This window comes from Kurthia massiliensis, assembly GCF_000285555.1.
GTDB lineage: Bacteria > Bacillota > Bacilli > Bacillales_A > Planococcaceae > Kurthia > Kurthia massiliensis.
This window is the reverse complement of the sequence record NZ_HE611001.1, coordinates 139957-159192: the sequence shown is the minus strand read 5'-3', so window position 1 is coordinate 159192 and position 19236 is coordinate 139957. Positions and strand designations below refer to the sequence as shown.

Here is a 19236-nt window from a genome sequence, read left to right as displayed (position 1 = left end):
AAAATGGTCAAAGGCGATGCCATTTTAACGTTCTACGCTTTCCCACAGTCGATTCGCCGTATTATTTACGCAACGAATTTGATTGAATCGGTGAATAAACAGCTGAAAAAATATACGAAACGTAAGGAACAGTTTCCGAACGAAGCATCCCCGGAGCGCTTCCTCGTTTCACAATTAAATGACTACAACACACGTTTCCTCGCACGTTATCATCTCGGTTTTGACCAAGCACGTGCCGAATTAGAAGCGATGTTTGATCGCTAAATGTGACGATCTATCAATTTTGGATTGAGCCATTTACACAAAATTATTGACGGTGCCGACGATTTTCACTTGATTAAATAAAGTAATTAATAGATTGTAAACTTTTAAGCATATGGGAGCGTGCTAAAATGCTACGTCAACGCCGAGCATTATACGTCACTTGTGTGAGGAGTCATTTTTTTTTCCGTTAGCCCATAAAATTAAAGGAGTGTAAAAAAAGTAGGAGTTGTTAAGATTGAAATTATTAAAGGGTCACACCTTTGAGAGTAAAAAGGAATAGTATCTATGATTTAGTTTTAATACTTAATAGAAATTAATGTTTTTAGATTGTGAAATAGTTCTTATTTGTTTTGGATGTTTATTCAAAATTGCTAAAAAACTGTTTTTCTCACATATTCTACCTTATGAATTATTTTGCGAGTTAAAAATATGCTTTCGTTAGTATTAAAAAAGCTATTTGAAATCACCTAATTTTGAGCTTTAGTCATTTTTATACATACTATTCCTTCTACAATAAGAATGGAGGAATATAAATGCAACTAATTTACAAAAAATCAATTAACATAGTCGCTATGTTAGCGATGGTTATGATGTTAATTGCACCTTACGTATCTGTGGCAAATGCTGCTACAGTAACTGGAAGTCCGAACGACTACAGTTTAACGATTAATAAAATTAAACAAGATTCAAAAGGTGAATATGCTAATGAAGGACTACCTGGTGTAGAGTTTACTTTAAAACAAACACACTCTTACGATCCATCAACTAATAAATGGACAGCAGTAGCGAATGCTAAACCTATTACGGGCGTAACAAATGCTGACGGTAAAATTGTTTTTACAAAAAATGAATACTTACAGCTTGGTCGCTATGAAGTGCAAGAAACAGATGGTCCTAAAAATGTAATTTTAAATAAAGACGTATTTACAGTTGATATCCCAATGACGGATGCAACAGGTTCAAACTTAAACTATCACGTTGAAATGAATCCTAAAAACGAATTAATTCGTGGTGCTGTAGAGTTAACAAAAACTGGTGAAAAAAATGAAGCATTAAAAGGTGCGGAATTTGCCCTATATAAAAAAGGTACACCAGAAGTAAAAATCGGTGACGTATATGTAACAAACGCCGAAGGTAAAATTTATGTAGATGGCTTAGAGTATGGTGAGTATTACTTCGTTGAAACGAAAGCACCAGATGGTCATTTACTAGACAAGAGTGAAATTAACTTTTCAATTGCTGAAAAAGGTTCAGTAGTAGTTGAAGAAGGCGTAGTGAACAAAACAGATACTGTTGTTAAAACAGGCTTACAAAACTTCGAGAGACCGAAAATAGAAAAAGACGTAGAAGGTAAAACACATCATGACGTAAATCGTGATACAGAATATACGTACAACTTAACGTTAGATTTACCAGCTAACATTCAAGATTACAAAGAATATAAAGTAACGGATATTTTAGATGAACGCTTAGTATATGTTACAGATTCTTGGACTGTAAAAGGTACAGATGAGTCAAACATTAAATTTACTCATAGTACAAATGCTGCAGGTAAAGAAGTATTACAATGGTCAGTAAATGATTTAACTTTATTAAAAGGTGTTGAACAAATTGTTATTTCATTTGATTCAAAAATTAAACCAGGTACTGCAGTAGAGACAATTCCTAACTATGCGATTTTAGAATTCGATAATAATCACGGCATTGAAACAAAGCCAGTGGATCCAAATAATCCACCAAACCCTGAAAATCCAGACCCAGAGGATCCAACAGACCCTCCAACTACACCACCTGTAACAGTTAAACCTTCTGAAGGTGGTATGAAAATTATTAAAGTAGATGCTTCTGACAACACGATTAAACTTAAAGGTGCAGAGTTCAAATTAACTACAGATAAAGCTGGTGAAAATGTAGTAACAGCTAATGCTGCTGTTAAAGTGAATGGCACTGCATTTACAGGATCTTTAGAAAACTTAGCAACAAATGAAGCTGGTGAGTTAATCATCGAAGGTTTAAATCAAGGCACATATTATTTACATGAAACGAAAGCGCCTACTTATGTAGATGAAAATGGTGAAACAAAATCGTATCGTTTATTAACAGCTCCAAAAGAAGTAAACGTTACGAACTCAGCAGATTTAACAGAAGTAGTAGTAGAAAACTCTAAATCTCTTTGGTTCTTACCTCAAACTGGTGGTTTAGGTACTGTATTATTTACAGCTGTAGGTTTAGCGTTAATGGCATTAGCTTTATTCGTATTAAAACGCCGTAAACAAGTAACTACACAAGCTTAATATAGATAAATCAGGTGTTGTCCCATAAGTGAAATCTTACGGGACAACCTTTATTAAATTAGTAATATGTTGCGCAAGCAGCAATTGAAAAAGTTTTAGGCATCCTTGTTACAAAGTAGATATGTCAAGTTTTACTCGAATACCTTTGTTTTAAATTATGTTGTTATATTTTCATCGAAAGGAGGAAGATACATGAATTTTAAAAAATATGGAATATTATTCATGATCGTATTACTAACTTTTCAGCAATTTTTTATTGTTAGTTTAAACATAAAAGCTGCTGAAACAAATCAAGAAAATACTATTTTACTTTCATCTGACGACAATAATACTGTTTTTTTAGAATGGAAGGCTAATGTCCATTTTGAAAAAATTCAAATGAAAGTACCAAATAATATTTCATTTAATTCAGATGCTATATCCGAAATGGAAGATATAAATATAACGTACGATGAAACGTCTCGTCTTATTGAAATTGTCGCTTTAAACACGTTAAATGGAAAAGTTTCATTTGAATTTATAAATGATCAAAATATAGATTCATATACGCTACAAGCGATAGGATTTATAAATGGAGAACAAGTAACATCGAATGCGCTTATTATGAGCAACTTAAATCATGACACAATTCAACTTTCAGAGGAAACGGAAGCTAATAGTGACGTTGAAGTAAGTGAACAAGCTGAAGTTGTAGAAAAGGCTAGTAGTACAGCGGATGTTCAAGCATCGTTAACAACGATGGATGATATTACGGATCAAGATGGCAAGTTATCAGGACCGAATTTAGAAATTTATATGGAAGCATTACAACAAAAAGTTATATCTGGGAAAGCAGCTAATTTCAGGCTAGATTTTAAAGTAACAGGTTCAAGAGTAAGTTATTCAGACATTCAGTTAACTGTAAATTTACCTCAAAGTAAAGATTTTCCGATTGACTATCCACAAATTTCAAACGGTGTTGTGGACGATACATTGAACATTAATGGTGTAAAACCAGTTTATGATACACAACAAAACACGTTAGTTTACACATTTGATTCATTACCAGCTGGACAATCATATAAAGTTATTGTGAATGCAGTACCGGTGAATGGATTGACACCTATCGTAGCTGATCGTGAAAATTTCATGACGGCAAGTGCTACTGTACTCGATAAAAACAGCTCTGAAGAGGCTAGTACTGTAGACGCTAAAACGAAGGTCATTTCTGATTTGCCTATTCATTTAGCGAAACAATATGTAGGGGTACAAAAGAATGTGAATGGGGAAGCGACTATTAGTTCAGATATAGCTACTATAGGTTCACTGACAGTTTGGAAGTTACATGTATCAGTCCCTAAAACTTCAGCCGGTTTAACATATATTAAAGAAAACAGTCAAATTAAAGTAGAAGATTTACTACCGAAAGAATTTGAATTCGACTATAACATTCAACCTGCTGGCTTTACAGGACAATATGATACTACGAATAATAAAGTCACTTGGTTATTTGATGCACCAACGCTTGAACAACAAATAAATAATACCAGTGAATATTTATTTGAAAAAGAGCTAACGATTATTTTAAAAGTCAAAAAAGGTTTAACGAATGACTCTATGTATGTGAAAAATGATGGTAAGGCTTATGTAGAAACTTTAGGATCAACGGACTTAAATCCAACGATAAAGACTGCTGAAAGTTATGATGCGACATTGATTGCTATACCAGTTCCAGAAACTGAGGAGTCAAGTGGTAGCTATCTATATGGTTATTTTGGTGGCGCTTTAGATGGTTTTAACGGTACGCAAGACTACTGGAGAAATAATTTAGGAACGATTCCTGTCGTAACAGATGCTGCCAAAATCAAGAATGATATTTACTATATGATTGCTCCAGCAGGATATTATGTAAGTATTGACAACTCTGACTATTTTATACCTAATAATGAGAGAGGTTATCCATATCCAGATGTACTGAATTATGGTTATAAGCATCTTACCATTACGCAAACAATTGATACTAAATTAAATTTAGAAAGTATTACATTAGGTATGCCATATTCTGATTATGACTATGAGAAAACGATGTATTTCTTTGATGAATTACCAGACACATATATTCAATTAAAAATTAATGGTGTATGGCAAAAGAAATATAAAGTAACGGAACCTTATGTGAAAAGTTATGCGCAATTAGATTTAAGTAACTATGGTAAAAAAACTAATGATCATGTACAGGAATATAGAGTTACTTATGAAAATGCCTCAGGAGAAATGGCTACGCATATTTATCCTCATTTCTCAATATATGAAGGGTCATTAGGAAGAGCTACTAATAGTATAAAAGTGGATATGGAATTAAATAATGGAAAGCTAATTTCATGGCGACCTATAAATGATAATAATTTAGATTCTGGGAGTATTACCGTAAAGGATAGACATATTGACATTGTAGAGTTTACGGAAATGAATCCAACGGTTAGTACGAGCATAAAATTTGTCGATGATGATGAACAGGATTATAACAACTCGAATATTTCTAGAGGAAAAAATAGAGTTCAAGTTAGATTTGATAACATAGTTTCCTCGTTAGAGCATGTAAAAGGACCTGTCGAGCTAGTCGCTGTATTACCAGAAGGCGTTCGTATATTAGACAATCCAAAAGAAATGTTTTTAGGAAACAGTCAATCTGGTTCTATAGAAGTTTTAGGTATTAAAGATGGAAAGCAATATATTAAAGTTACGTTTGATGAGAATAATTTAAGTCCTAATGCGTACTTTGCAGCGAGCTTCGGTGTAGAGGTCTTGAAGGAAGCACATGGTATCATTAATTTAGAAGTAAATGGATATGCTGCCAATCCGAATTTCACTACCGAGATATCAGATAATGATGTTGTTACTAACAGTAAAATTTTTGTAGACGATTCAGACTTAAATAATAACGGTAATAGTACAGAATCTCGTGTACAATCGGGCAATCAGTATGCCATTATTAAAAACGACAATATCCAAATTGTCAAAGAAGTGAAAGGTGTACTAGATCAAGGCTATTCTTATTTTGGGCGTACAAAGCCAGGAAGCGACGTAAGCTATCGTTTTAACTTAACAAACATTTCTGGCAACGTTATTCATGAATTTATGCTATTAGATGTTTTACCTACTGTCGGTGATTTAGGGATTACTGATAATGTGAATAGAGATAGTCAATTTGAGGTGACTTTAAAAGGACCGATTACATTTGTAGGAACGAAGTGGCAAAATCAAGTAGATGTGCTGTATAGTACGTCTAAAAACCCTAGTCGCAGCGAGTTATACAGTTTAGTTGACTATCCAACAGGTAGCTCACCTTATAGTGATCCGGCAGGTGCAGAGACAGCCACTTGGCTAACTGAAAATCAAATTACTGACTGGTCTACCATTCATAGCTTTAAGGTCGTTATGAAGGAAGGCATCAAATGGCTTGAAGGGCAAGATATTACCTTTGAAGTTCACGCCAAAGCTGAAAATGTAGCATATGATAGTGCTTTATTAAATGAAAGTGTGCCAGCAGCAGAACGTGCTGCGTGGAATTCCTTTGCTGTAACAGCAAACGGTTTACTACCAGTAGAGCCTAATCGTGTAGGTGTTGTACTTGAAAGTCATACATCGGATATAGAGCTTTTAAAAATAGACAAGGAAACAGGACAACTGTTACAAGGTGCTGAGTTCGAAATTTATCCGTTAACATGTAAAAATGCCGATCAAGTCTATGAAAGATGTGACGATGCATTACCGATTACAAAAGTAGTGACAGACGAAAATGGTGAAATTACGTTTACTAATTTACCCTTAGGTCATTATGAAATTGTAGAGGTAAAATCACCGGATGGCTATAAGCTGTTACAAGAACCTATTAAAGTCGATGTATTAACAACTGATAAGGTGAGTATTACAGTTGAAAATGAAAAAAATAGTTGGTATTTACCTGAAGCAGGCGGTCTAGGTACACTTATTTTCTACTTAGTAGGGGCGCTGTTCATTTTAATGGCTATAATTTTGACGGCTCGTAAAAATAAAGCAAGTCGATAATTGCTAGAAGATATTTTTGTGACATATGTAGGAGATTCTATGTTGAAGGAATCTCCTTATATATATAGGAGACAGTTTTAAATGGACTACTTATTATATGAAATTAGTAATGTTCGTGTAACAAATATAATTTCAGTGACATTAAAAGACATTAAGTTCGTTGAAAATAAATATTTTTACGAAAGTAAAAATGAGATGAATTTCGATTTAAATCTTGACGGGTCTTTAATACAAAAAGACGTAAATATAAAAATATAAAAAAATCATTTGAATTCAGCAAAGTTGATGTGAAAGAGGTAACGATTGGCTTATCGCAGCTACTTTCCTTAAATAACTGTAAGCTTTACTTAGACTTATTATCGAAAATTAATGTACCTAAAATTAGCTTTATAGCATTAAAGCTTAAAAATATAGATTATTGCAAGCGAAAATTGTTAGGGATGTGAAGTTACATATGTGATTTCACATTTTTAGTTTTACAGGCGTAGTTTTCATGATAGTGAAACCTATTATCTCGGTATCGTAAAATAATGATTGAAGTGTAATATTTGCAGGAGGATGCAAAAATGAAACGTAATGTAATGACGGTTTGTATTTTCTTAATAGGTTTAACAATATTTTTGTATCCTATAATAAGTAATATATATATGTCAGGCACTCAAGCAACGATTATTAATGAGTATGAACAAAAAATTAGTGAAAAAACAGAACAAGAGCTTAATGAAATGAAAGAAAACGCTAAGAAGTATAATAGTGAAAATGTTGATAAAGCTTTAATGGTAGGGGATCCATTTAGTACAACTGAAAATGCGAGCGATAATTCGGGTTTTTATAGTACGTTAAATGTTGGTGAAATTATCGGTTCAATTGAAATTCCTGTTATTGATATCGAATTGCCTATTTATCCATCAGCATCAGAGGAGTCTTTATCTAAAGGGGTAGGACATTTAGAAAATTCATCGTTACCAGTAGGCGGAAAGAGTACGCATGCTATTTTATCGGCACATAGAGGATTACCATCAGCAGAAATGTTCCGTCATTTAGACAAGGTGGCCCAAGGGGATACGTTTTACATACATGTATTAGATGAAGTGTTAGCCTATAAAGTAATCGATATTGTAAGGGTTCTGCCAAATGAAACAAGTACACTAACGGTAGAAGAGGGCAAGGATTTGATTACTCTTGTTACGTGCGATCCATACATGATCAATACGCATCGATTATTAGTTAAAGGAGAAAGAACTCCATTTACAGCCGAAGAAAAACCACCTGAAGTACAGGAAGAAGAAACTGTAAAAGATAATGCATCGTTCATGAAATGGGGACTTTTACTAGCACTAATCGTAATTATTCTCGGTATTTTACTGTATATGAAATATCGACGTAAAAGAAGGAACAAACAAGATGCGTAATATTGTTGGCGGATTGATTTTAATAGTAGGTATTTGTTTTATATTGTATCCTTACGCTGTTAGAGAAGTGAATAAAATAGATGCTATCAAAATATCAAAGGAATATTTGGCGTATCAAGAAAAGGACAATGTTCCATCTGATGCAGAACAACAGATGGACAGTATTAAAAAGTGTAACGAATCGATTACAAAGCAAAATAAATATTTAGAGGATCCCTTCGAGTCAAGAGCGTTAAACTTTGTAGAAGAGTCTTGTGAGAAAAATATTTTTGGTGATGAAGTCATCGGAATATTGTCGATCCCGAAACTGGAGTTAGTGGAGCCAATATACTTTGGAACTTCCGAAGCTCAATTAGGCATTGGCGTAGGGATGCTAGAAGGGTCATCAATTCCAGTAGGGGAAAAAGGGAATCACACAGTTTTAGCTGGACACCGTGGTATGGCGACGAAGGAAATGTTTCAGCATTTTGATAAGCTTGAAGTAGGAGATGTTTTTTTAATAACAACTTTCAGCGGTGAACTTCATTATCAAATATACGATATGAAAGTGAATGAGCCCAATAATACAGCATCATTAAAAATTCAGCCAGGTAAAGATTTAGTAACATTATTTACATGTACACCTTATTTAATTGGTACGGAGCGGTTAATGGTTTATGGAGAAAGAGTAGAAAAAAATGTTGCGGACGAAGAGGGCAACATTAACGTAGTTCATACGACGCAAACGATAGAAAAAATAGAAAAAAAATTTAATTTTAAAGTCATTATAGTGGGAATCCTACTATTAATTAGTTGCGTATGTTTATTGCAATATAAAAGTGTAGACTAGTCAAAGAATTTGTACAGAGTGCTGCACTATTTTTGTGTCTTGAATTGTCAAATTAAACGCAACCCCATAATCAAATAACGCATATTTTCCAAACGCACCTCCCGGTACGATAGATGTATCAACTCAAAGGAGGTGTGTTTCTTGTGCCAACCATCAAAGTATAGATTGTTCCAGTGCACCTGGAGTCAACTCCATCCAAACCTTCAACGGACCGAGCACCGTTAAAACAAATCTATATCATATGCGGTCGAACGGACATGCCAAAAGGGATTGATGGGTTAGCAGCACTTGTGCAAGATACATTCAAATTTAATCCGTATAGTGAAGCAGTTTTCCTCTTTTCAGGTTGGAAATACGATCGTTATAAATGTTTATATTTTGACTGTGATGGATTTGCTTTACTGTATAAACGATTAGACCACGGTCGACTGCAATGGCCAAAGGATGAGGAACAAGTGCGGAACTTAACGCAACAGGAACTACGCTGGTTGCTTGAAGAGCTGTCCATAATGTCTCCTTTTCTTATTTATTATACACTGAATGATACGTTACATTCATTTATTTTGAATAATGATAGCTGAGACGAATCGAGTAAGGTCATTGCCTATCAAACACTATTTCATAAAGCCTCAGGACGTGTTATACATTCTTAATAAAAATATTTAATATGAGTTTCTTCTATTTTTTCCATTTAAAAGTGAACTTATTGGCATTCGCCTCAATTTTTGTACCATCAACAAAAATCGCTTGTTGATCAATTAGCTTTTCTTCGACAAGCTGACAACGGAATTGGATAAAACATTGGCGCAGTAATTCTTGCATCTGTGGATGGATTCGGAAACGATTGATTGTGCGATAACTTGGTTCATAACCTTGTGCTAACCACTTCATGCGAATACTATCTTTTGTTAAGTCTTCAATACGTCGGCCTGAAAAGACCGATTGCGTATAACCACTCAGTATAATTTTAAGCATCATTTTGGGATGATAGGACGGACAGCCATTTTCTTGATAAAAAGGAGCGAAAGCTTCTCTCGGAATACTTTCTACGAGATGGTGAATATGAAAGGCAATATCATTTTTTTGTAATCTCACTTCTAAATCTAGCGGTAATATTAGTTGATTCATGTTATAATTTTTATACATAAAGAGTCTCGTTTTGGGTGGTTTGGTGTGGTAACTTAATTTTATCAAAAGGAGTTCTTTTTATTCTATACAAAGACAAAAAAATTACAGATAAAAAGGACTTCGGCAAATGAAAATGCCGAAGTCCTTTCTTTAGCTAGGGTTTTGTCCCAGCCTCCTAAATGAAATGTAAAATTTTTCATTACTGACATTCCGCCACTAAATTGACAGAAGCGGTATGAATACGGTCAGTGTTTTGTTGAATCGCTGTGATGTTCGCGTTTAAGTCGTCTACGCTATTAAATAACGTATCGCTACTTTGGCGTAATGCTTCCATACGTTTTGCAATCGTTTCGAAAGACGTTGCTGTCGTGCGAATATCTTCATTCGATGTTTCGACGAGCGCGCTTAATGAAGACGATGCTTCGGCGATATGCTTCGTTTTATGAATACTTTTAGAGACGATTTCATTAACGGTAGCGACTGCTTTCGTCGTACTTTCGGATAACTTCCGCACTTCACTGGCGACAACGGCAAATCCTTTACCGTGTTCACCAGCCCTTGCTGCTTCAATTGACGCGTTGAGCGATAATAAATTCGTTTCACTCGCAATATTTGCGATTAAACTAGCGATGTCATTAATTTGATGATTTAAGTCATTTAATTCATCGATATCTTGCTTAACTAGTTGCATCGTTTGTTGAAGTTCTGTACTATTTTCTTCAGTAGTTAATAATCGTTGTTGCTCTTCATTGGCAGATTGTACAACTTCGTTCGATAAAGCGTTGTTATGGTCTGACATTTTTTTGAGTGCTTCTAATACGTCGGCAATCGATACGATCGCATCGTTTGTTTCGGCGGCTACTTCGCTGAGCGCAGAGGAATTCGTTCGAACCGACTGAACGATCGTCGTTTGCGCTTCTGTTTTTTGCATGAGTGCACGTTCGTATTCATTTTCATACAGTTCGAGTACGATTTGTTGCTCTAAATTTAAAATTTTAGAAATTGCTTTTAAAATGTTGAAGCGCTCGCCGACTGAGTACGGAATGTTTTCGACGATATGAAAAAAGCTGTTCAATAAATCTTGGAAAGCACACATATACCATTTAGGTGCTAGACCGATACGTGCATGAACGGACGCAATGCGCTGCCGTTTATTGACAAATGATTCATCAATAACGCCATCAAACATTTCACCGACATGTTTTGATAATGTTTGTTTGAGACGATCGAACGTACTATTGTCTTGAATAATGCGTTGTAAGGCTGGTTCTTTTTGTAAGTTTCCGTAGAAATTTTCAACGAGTGTTGCTAAATTTTCTTTTAAGACGGGACGCATCACACGCAAAATTGCTAGCTCACGTGTTGTTAAATCGATCATTTCGATTTGTGTATAAATATCACGTTGTAAATTCGAAGCGATCGTTACATTGGGTATTTCGACCTCAATATGGAGTTCCATAGAATCATCTATCGTAGGTCTTTTCTTTGTGAGAAAGAACATAATAAAAAACCACCTTTTTTCATAATTTTATTTACTTATACCTATATTTTTATTAATTCAAACAAAAATGAAAGAAGTTGACTTAACAAATATGAAACTGATCGCGTTAAATGAGCAGTATCCACAAGACTGGGTGCGCACAATCACGCATATTGCCAATTTATTTTTTGAAGATTCAAAGGTTGCGAAAAAAGAACAAGAAGTGGACTTAAAAGCGACATTCACATATCAAACGGATACGTCTTATGGTGTACACGCGACATGCGAGCTAATCGATGTAGCGACAGGTGCAACATTCCATACGTCATTCGACCAAGCTTACGACACAGAAGGAACACCGCGTGAGCAAAATATTCGCTTAAAACGCGCCGTATCATACGTCTTATTAGAAGCGTTAGAACAATTAACGGATATGCATCAAAAATGGGGCATTTTAACGGGGATTCGTCCGACGAAGCTATACCATAAATTCCGTAAAGAAGGGCTTTCAAAAGAAGCAATTCGTGAAAAGCTCGTAACAGAATTCCGTCTGTCACATGAAAAAATCGATTTATTAGAAAGAATCGTCGCTGTGCAATTACGTACGATTCCTGATTTAGATACGATCGGAGAAGAAGTAAGTATTTATATCGGTATTCCGTTCTGTCCGACGAAATGTGCTTATTGTACATTCCCAGCATATGCGATCCAAAGTAACCGTAAACAAGGTCGCGTCAATACGTTTTTAGATGGTTTACACATCGAACTAGAACGTATGGGCGCGTGGCTAACAGAAAACGATATGAAAATTACGTCGATTTATTGGGGTGGCGGTACACCGACGTCAATCGAAGCAGATGAAATGGATGCGCTTTATGAAACGATGTACAAAGCATTCCCACACCCAGAAACGATTCGCGAAGTAACCGTCGAGGCAGGTCGTCCGGATACGATTACGTCTGAAAAATTAGCGGTATTACGCAAATGGGGCATCGATCGCATTAGCGTCAATCCACAGTCGTATACAGATGAAACGTTAAAAGCAATCGGTCGTCATCATACTGTTCAAGAAACGATTGATAAATTTTGGTTAGCACGTGAAGAAGGTATGAACAACATTAATATGGATTTAATTATCGGCTTACCAAATGAAGGTATCGAAGAATTTGAGCATTCATTAGCAGAATCTGAAAAAATGATGCCAGAATCTTTAACAGTCCATACACTATCATTCAAGCGTGCGTCAGAAATGACACATAACCGTGATAAATATAAAGTTGCAGACCGTAAAACAGCAGAAGCGATGATGCATCGTGCACATGAATGGACAGATGAACATGGGTACACACCGTACTACTTATACCGCCAAAAGAATATTTTAGGGAACTTAGAAAATGTCGGGTATTCAAAACCAGGTGAGGAAAGTATTTATAACATCGTCATTATGGAAGAAGTACAAACGATTATCGGTATCGGTTGTGGTGCGTCTAGTAAATTCGTTGATGCAAAAACAGGTCGCATTACCCAACACCACAATCCGAAAGAACCAGCCGCGTACATTATGACGTACGAAGATGCGATTGAGAAAAAAATTGAAATTTTAAATGAATTATATGGTAAAAAGGTACAGAAATAAGGGAACAAATACTGTAAAGGCATGAAGACTGTCGTTGCAGTTTTTTTTGAATTAGGGTGTACGGCCTTTGAGCGTTTGATGAATAATTTGCTACAATAACCTTGAATATACGTAATAGAACTGGAGTGAAGTCCAATGGCGATCAACCTACAACGCGTCGAGGAATTATTGTCGCAAGATGTCACTTTACATCGCATAAGTGATTCGGAGCTCATCGGGCAAGTATTACCGACACTAGCTACTTTAAATAGTGATTTGCGACAACAAGTTGTAACGTTATTAACACGCTTTGCCCATCACGATCGCATTACGCCTGCACGTAAACAGTCGATCATGCTGGCGCTCATTGACGATGACTATTTATTTTACAATATGGGCAAGCAAGCGAGTGAAGATGTTTATAAACGTTCTTATAGTATGGCTGTACTAAGTGAGTTACTTGCAGCACATGAAATGGTGCCATTTTTAACAGATGATGCGTACGATGAAATTTATCGTGCCGTATTGTTATACATTCAACTAGAAGAAGATGTGCGTAGCTACGGAAAAGAGGGCGGTCGCTTGCAACCTGTCGCGCATGCAGTCGATGCACTCGAACATCTTTTGCATGACGAACGATTCCATCCAGAAGATACGGCGAAAATATTCCGCATGTTGGCGAATAAAATTGCTTGTCATCAAGTGTTGTATCTTGGAGATGAACAAGAGGTACTATCAAAAATGATTGTCCAGTTACTAAAAATAAGTTTGGATGAAAAAGTGATTGAAGACTTTTTTGTACGTGTTCCGAAATTTATCGCAGCGCAAACAGCAAAAGTAACCTCTGAACAACAGATGTATTTGCATAAAAACATTACGAGTTTTTTATACGTTTTTCATACGTTTATATACCGTAAAAACACCCATCATACACTTTTAAAAAGCATTGATCATTGCTTATTAAAATTACAAAAAATATGACTTAAACAGTGTGGATAGCATAAGCACCACACTGTTTTTTTATGCATTTTAATATATTAAAATAATGAAAATATATTGTATAAAACTTTGGGAAAATATGACGTCTGATATTTGGATAATTGTTTAAAAATTCAGAAAAAATATTATTGCAATAGCTTTTTTATGTAATAACAGTTAGAAGTACACTAAAAAAATAGACATAGGACATAAAAAAGAGATGAGAATAAACAATTTAGAAAAAAATTTTTGAAAATGTGAACAATATCAGTTTATTCAGAAATTTATTTTTATTAGAAAAATATAATAAAAATACGTTTAAAAACATAATTTAAGTGGATGAATTCATAAAAATTCATCATTGTCGAAAATATTCAGAAAAATAAAGTGATTTTTAAATTAAACAAATCGTGTGTGATTTTAAAATTTTCGGAATACTCCTTTTCTTCTATTTATTTGTTTGATATAGTATTCATATGCTATAAATATAGCTCGAAAATGAATTGCAACAAAGGGGATTTTACGGATGAAAAAGAATTTCGTATGGTTAACAATCCTTGCAGCTCTTACACTTGTGTTAGGCGCTTGTGGCTTCGGTGGGGGCAGTGATGAAGACAGCAAAGCAGCTGGCGAAAAATCATTGAACTTAGCGATTGCTTCTGAGCCACCTAGCTTAAATCCACAACTTGCAACAGATTCTCAATCTGGTTCAATTTTAAACGCGGTATTCGAAGGTTTAACGCGTGTTGATGAAAAAGGAAACGTTGAGAATGCAATGGCGGAAGATGTAAAAGTGAGCGATGACAAGTTAACGTATACTTTCACACTACGTGATGCAAAATGGTCAAACGGTGACCAAGTAGTAGCAGGCGACTTCGAGTACGCTTGGAAATGGGCGTTAAACCCGAAAAATGCTTCTCAATATGCATACATCTTTTATGCAATTGAAGGCGCTGAAGCTTACAACTTAGGTAAAGGTTCAGCAGATAAAGTTGGCGTGAAAGCACTTGATGATAAAACATTAGAAGTGAAATTAAACAACCCAACACCTTACTTCTTAGAATTAACAGCATTTTATTCTTACATGCCAGTTAACCAAAAAGTTGCTGAGCAAAATGACAAATGGTTCGCTGAAGCTGGCGATAACTACGTAACAAACGGTCCATTCACATTAAAAGATTGGAAACATAATGCGTCAGTTACATTAGCAAAATCAGACAACTACTGGGATAAAGGCAATGTAGATCTTGATACAATCAACATTCAAATGGTTGAATCAGCTGCAACTGCAGATCGTTTATTCCAAAGTGGTGACTTAGATTTCTTAGGCGCACCATTCCAATCAGTATCACTTGATAAAATTGATACATATAAAGCGGATAAATCTTTAAACATTACTGATATCGCATCAGTATACTTATACAAATTCAATACGAAAGATGACGTTATGAAAAACGTCAACATTCGTAAAGCATTAACATTAGCGATCGACCGTCAAGGTTTAATCGACAATGTGACAAAAGGTGAACAAAAACCAGCAAACGGTATCGTTCCTAAATCAATCAATGGTTGGGATACACAACAAACATTCTTCAAAGACAACGATATCGCCGGTGCGAAAAAAGCACTTGCACAAGGTATGAAAGAACTTGGTATTAAAAACGCTTCTGATATCAAAATTAACCTTTCAATTAACACAGACGAAGGACACGCAGCAATCGCGCAATTCGTTCAAGAAGGTTGGAAGAAAAACTTAGGTATCGATACAACAATCGATAACTCTGAATGGCAAGTGTACTTAGATAAAGTCGATAGCGGTGATTTCCAAGTAGCTCGTATGGGTTGGACAGCTGACTACAATGATGCGACTTCATTCTTAGACTTATACACAACTGCCGATAACGGTAACAACCAAACTGGTTGGGAAAGTAAAAAATATCAAGATTTAATGGCGAAAGCACAAAAAGAAACAGATGACGACAAACGTCTCGGTTACTTACAACAAGCTGAAGCTTTATTTATGGCTGATTATCCTGCAGCACCAATTTACGACTACACAACATTATCAGTCGTAAAAGATGGCGTATCAGGTATGGATCCAGATGTTCTTGGCAACATCAACTTAAAGGACGTAACGATCTCAAAATAATTTGTCATGACACACATTGGACTGCTGGTACTAGCAGTCCTCTTATTCTATTAAGAGGTTAAGGAGGCTGGAACAATGCTGAAGTATATTTTGAAACGTTTAATGTATATTGTTGCTGCATTATTCGTCATCGTCACATTAACATTCTTCCTAATGAGAATTGCCCCTGGTAGCCCGTTTGCTTCTGAAAAGAGCTTACCGCCAGAAATCGAGGCAGCATTGCAAGAAGAATATGGCTTAGACAATCCATGGTATATCCAATACAAAGATTATTTAGTTTCTACGGCACAATTCGATTTTGGTGAATCAATGAAATTTAAAGGGCGCTCAACGAACGATATGATCGCAGAGAGTTTCCCAATTTCATTAACGCTCGGTATTGAAGCGATGATTATAGCGGTCGGACTCGGCATTTTAGTCGGTGTCGTTACAGCGCTTTATCACAACAAAACGCCCGATTATATCGGTACAACAATTGCGGTGCTTGGTATTTCGGTACCGTCCTTCATCTTAGCCGGTTTATTACAATACTTCGTCGGTTTAAAAATGCAGTTATTACCGATCGGTGGTTGGAACGGTTTTATTTACAGTATTATGCCAGCGCTCGCAATCGCGATTACGCATATGGGCTTTATCGCCAAACTCGTTCGTTCATCAATGCTTGAACAAAACAGTAGTGAATATGTAAAAATGGCGCGTGCGAAAGGTCTTGGCAAATGGACAACGGTATTTAAGCATACGTTACGTAATGCATTACTACCAGTTATCACGTATTTAGGACCACTATTTGCAGGGGTTATTACAGGTAGTTTCATCGTTGAGCAAATCTTTGCGATTCCTGGCCTTGGTAAATATTTCGTCACAAGTATTACAAACCGTGACTACACAGTCATCATGGGTACGACAGTATTCTACTCAATCATCTTATTATTCGCGGTATTAATCGTCGATATTATTTACGGTTTCGTAGATCCTCGTATTAACTTGAAAGGAGGCAAAAAATAATGGAACAGCAAAAACCAACATTATCAAAAATTTCGAAAGAAAAATTTACGATCGTCGGTGGGAATCATGCCGATACCGAAAAGCTTGCAGCGACGTCGGTATCATTTTGGAAAGAAGTACGCTTACGCTTTATGCATAACAAATTAGCGATTGCTGGCTTCATTATTTTAATCGTCGTGGCGCTACTTGCAATCTTCGTGCCATGGCTATCTCCTTATAGCTATCGTGAACAACTAGGGGTATACAATTCACCTCCTTCTGCAAAACATTGGTTCGGTACAGATGACCTCGGTCGTGACATATTCGTCCGCGTTTGGGTCGGTGCTCGAATTTCTTTATTCATCGGTTTAACAGCAGCTGTGATCGATTTAATTATCGGTGTGTTATGGGGTTCAATTGCTGGTTTACTAGGTGGTCGTGTCGATGACATTATGATGCGTATTGCCGACGTATTAACAGCTGTTCCTTATTTATTAGTCGTTATTATCTTATTAGTTGTATTACAACCAGGTTTATTACCAATGATTATTGCACTGTCAATTACAGGTTGGGTAAACATGGCACGTATCGTACGTGGTGAAGTACTTTCTATTAAGAGTCGTGAATATGTGTTAGCAGCAAGAACACTTGGCGCAAGCACAGGACATATTATTATGAAACATTTAGTACCAAACGCATTAGGTGCTATTTTAGTCACAATGACATTAACAATTCCAAGTGCAATCTTTACAGAATCATTTTTAAGTTACCTTGGTTTAGGTGTTCCACAACCGATGGCATCATGGGGTACGATGGCATCTGAAGGGAACAACGCTTTAGATACTGCACCTTGGCGTTTAATTTTCCCAGCGGTATTAATTTCATTAACGATCTTCGCATTTAATGCTGTAGGCGATGGCTTACGCGATGCACTAGATCCAAAACTTCGTAAGTAATCGATAAAGTAGGTGAGCAAATGAGTGAACATTTATTAGAAGTCAAAAATTTAAAAATCAACTTCAAAACATATGCGGGTGTCGTACAAGCAGTACGCGGCGTCAATTTTGAATTAAAACAAGGCGAGACACTTTGTATCGTCGGTGAATCTGGTTCAGGTAAATCGGTAACGAGTAATGCTTTAATGAAGCTCATTCCTCAACCACCTGGCATTTATGCAGAAGGTCAAATTTTATTTGACGGTCGTGATCTCGTACCGATGAGTGAAAAAGAAATGACGAAAATTCGCGGGAATGAAATCGCGATGATTTTCCAAGATCCGATGACAGCATTGAATCCAACGATGCGTATCGGGAAACAAATTATGGAAGTTATTTTAAAACATAATAAAAACGCTTCGAAGGCGGATGCGAAAAAACGTGCGATTGAGTTGATTGATCAAGTCGGTATTCCATTCCCTGAGCAACGTTTTAAACAATATCCACATGAATTTTCAGGTGGTATGCGTCAACGTATCGTCATTGCGATTGCACTTGCGGCAGATCCGAAGTTATTGATTGCCGATGAGCCAACGACAGCGCTTGATGTAACGATTCAAGCACAAATTATTGAGTTAATGAAAGACATTCAACGTAAAAGTAATACGTCGATTATTTTCATTACGCATGATTTAGGTGTCGTTGCGAATATCGCAGACCGCGTTGCTGTTATGTACGCGGGGCAAATTGTTGAATACGGTACAGTAAATGAAATTTTCTACAATCCAAAACATCCATACACATGGGGCTTACTCGGTTCGATGCCAGACCTTGATAACGATGCGGATGAATTACTACGCACGATTCCAGGATCACCACCGGATTTAATTCATCCACCAATCGGGGATGCATTCGCACCACGTAATGAATATGCGATGCAAATTGATTACGAACAAGACCCACCGATGTTTAAAGTAAGTGACACGCACTTCGCAAAAACGTGGTTACTACACCCAGATGCGCCGCACGTACCAGTGCCAGATGCTGTACGTAAACGTATCGAAGGTTATATTGAAAAAAACAAAGCAGCAGGACTTGATCTTGGAAAGGTAGGTGAATAA

At 36.1% G+C, this 19236-nt stretch carries 14 protein-coding genes and 1 pseudogene; 13 read left to right on the top strand and 2 right to left on the bottom strand.

Annotated features, from left to right (window positions below; all coding sequences use genetic code 11):
* The 7 genes from KMHG_RS13620 to tnpB all read left to right on the top strand — a co-directional run.
* Positions 1 to 264 (top strand): transposase (locus KMHG_RS13620; RefSeq protein WP_010290318.1); only part of this gene is annotated, 264 nt, incomplete at its 5' end.
* Between the two features lie 533 nt (positions 265 to 797).
* Positions 798 to 2558 (top strand): SpaH/EbpB family LPXTG-anchored major pilin, encoded by a 1761-nt coding sequence (locus KMHG_RS13615; RefSeq protein WP_010290316.1) that lies wholly within the window; start codon positions 798 to 800, stop codon positions 2556 to 2558.
* A 192-nt stretch (positions 2559 to 2750) separates the two neighbouring features.
* Positions 2751 to 6605: a prealbumin-like fold domain-containing protein gene (locus KMHG_RS13610; protein WP_010290315.1), complete on the top strand. Its 3855-nt coding sequence runs from the start codon at positions 2751 to 2753 to the stop codon at positions 6603 to 6605.
* Between the two features lie 81 nt (positions 6606 to 6686).
* Complete coding sequence (locus KMHG_RS19160) at positions 6687 to 6863, top strand: hypothetical protein (RefSeq protein ID WP_154647380.1); 177 nt, start codon at positions 6687 to 6689, stop codon at positions 6861 to 6863.
* A gap of 308 nt (positions 6864 to 7171) precedes the next feature.
* Complete coding sequence (locus KMHG_RS13600; protein WP_010290313.1) at positions 7172 to 8017, top strand: class C sortase; 846 nt, start codon at positions 7172 to 7174, stop codon at positions 8015 to 8017.
* A complete protein-coding gene (locus KMHG_RS18060; protein ID WP_010290311.1) occupies positions 8010 to 8846 on the top strand; it encodes a class C sortase in 837 nt (278 codons plus the stop codon). The genes KMHG_RS13600 and KMHG_RS18060 overlap by 8 nt, the downstream gene beginning before the upstream one ends.
* 173 nt (positions 8847 to 9019) lie before the next feature.
* Positions 9020 to 9427 carry an IS66 family insertion sequence element accessory protein TnpB gene (gene tnpB, locus KMHG_RS13590; RefSeq protein ID WP_261797382.1) on the top strand — a complete coding sequence of 136 codons (408 nt, stop codon included), beginning with the start codon at positions 9020 to 9022 and terminating at the stop codon, positions 9425 to 9427.
* A gap of 100 nt (positions 9428 to 9527) precedes the next feature.
* On the opposite strand, the pseudogene KMHG_RS13585 reads toward tnpB, so the two are convergent.
* Together KMHG_RS13585 and KMHG_RS13580 are read right to left on the bottom strand one after the other, a co-directional pair.
* Positions 9528 to 9992: pseudogene (locus tag KMHG_RS13585) on the bottom strand (transposase); the annotation flags it as partial.
* Positions 9993 to 10173: 181 nt separating this feature from the next.
* Entirely contained in the window at positions 10174 to 11475 is a 1302-nt protein-coding gene (locus KMHG_RS13580) for a globin-coupled sensor protein (protein WP_010290308.1), read from the bottom strand.
* Positions 11476 to 11566: 91 nt separating this feature from the next.
* Between KMHG_RS13580 and KMHG_RS13575 the strand changes: the two genes are divergently transcribed.
* From KMHG_RS13575 to KMHG_RS13550, 6 genes are all read left to right on the top strand, one after another.
* Complete coding sequence (locus KMHG_RS13575) at positions 11567 to 13090, top strand: coproporphyrinogen III oxidase (protein ID WP_010290306.1); 1524 nt, start codon at positions 11567 to 11569, stop codon at positions 13088 to 13090.
* A 135-nt stretch (positions 13091 to 13225) separates the two neighbouring features.
* Positions 13226 to 14050, top strand: a complete 825-nt coding sequence (locus KMHG_RS13570; protein WP_010290305.1) for a DUF2785 domain-containing protein — start codon at positions 13226 to 13228, stop codon at positions 14048 to 14050.
* Positions 14051 to 14573: 523 nt separating this feature from the next.
* Positions 14574 to 16196: a peptide ABC transporter substrate-binding protein gene (locus KMHG_RS13565; RefSeq protein ID WP_010290304.1), complete on the top strand. Its 1623-nt coding sequence runs from the start codon at positions 14574 to 14576 to the stop codon at positions 16194 to 16196.
* Between the two features lie 75 nt (positions 16197 to 16271).
* Positions 16272 to 17201, top strand: coding sequence for an ABC transporter permease (locus KMHG_RS13560; RefSeq protein ID WP_010290302.1), 930 nt, complete (start codon positions 16272 to 16274; stop codon positions 17199 to 17201).
* Positions 17201 to 18136: an ABC transporter permease gene (locus KMHG_RS13555; RefSeq protein WP_010290300.1), complete on the top strand. Its 936-nt coding sequence runs from the start codon at positions 17201 to 17203 to the stop codon at positions 18134 to 18136. The genes KMHG_RS13560 and KMHG_RS13555 overlap by 1 nt, the downstream gene beginning before the upstream one ends.
* Positions 18137 to 18156: 20 nt before the next feature.
* A complete protein-coding gene (locus KMHG_RS13550; protein WP_010290298.1) occupies positions 18157 to 19236 on the top strand; it encodes an ABC transporter ATP-binding protein in 1080 nt (359 codons plus the stop codon).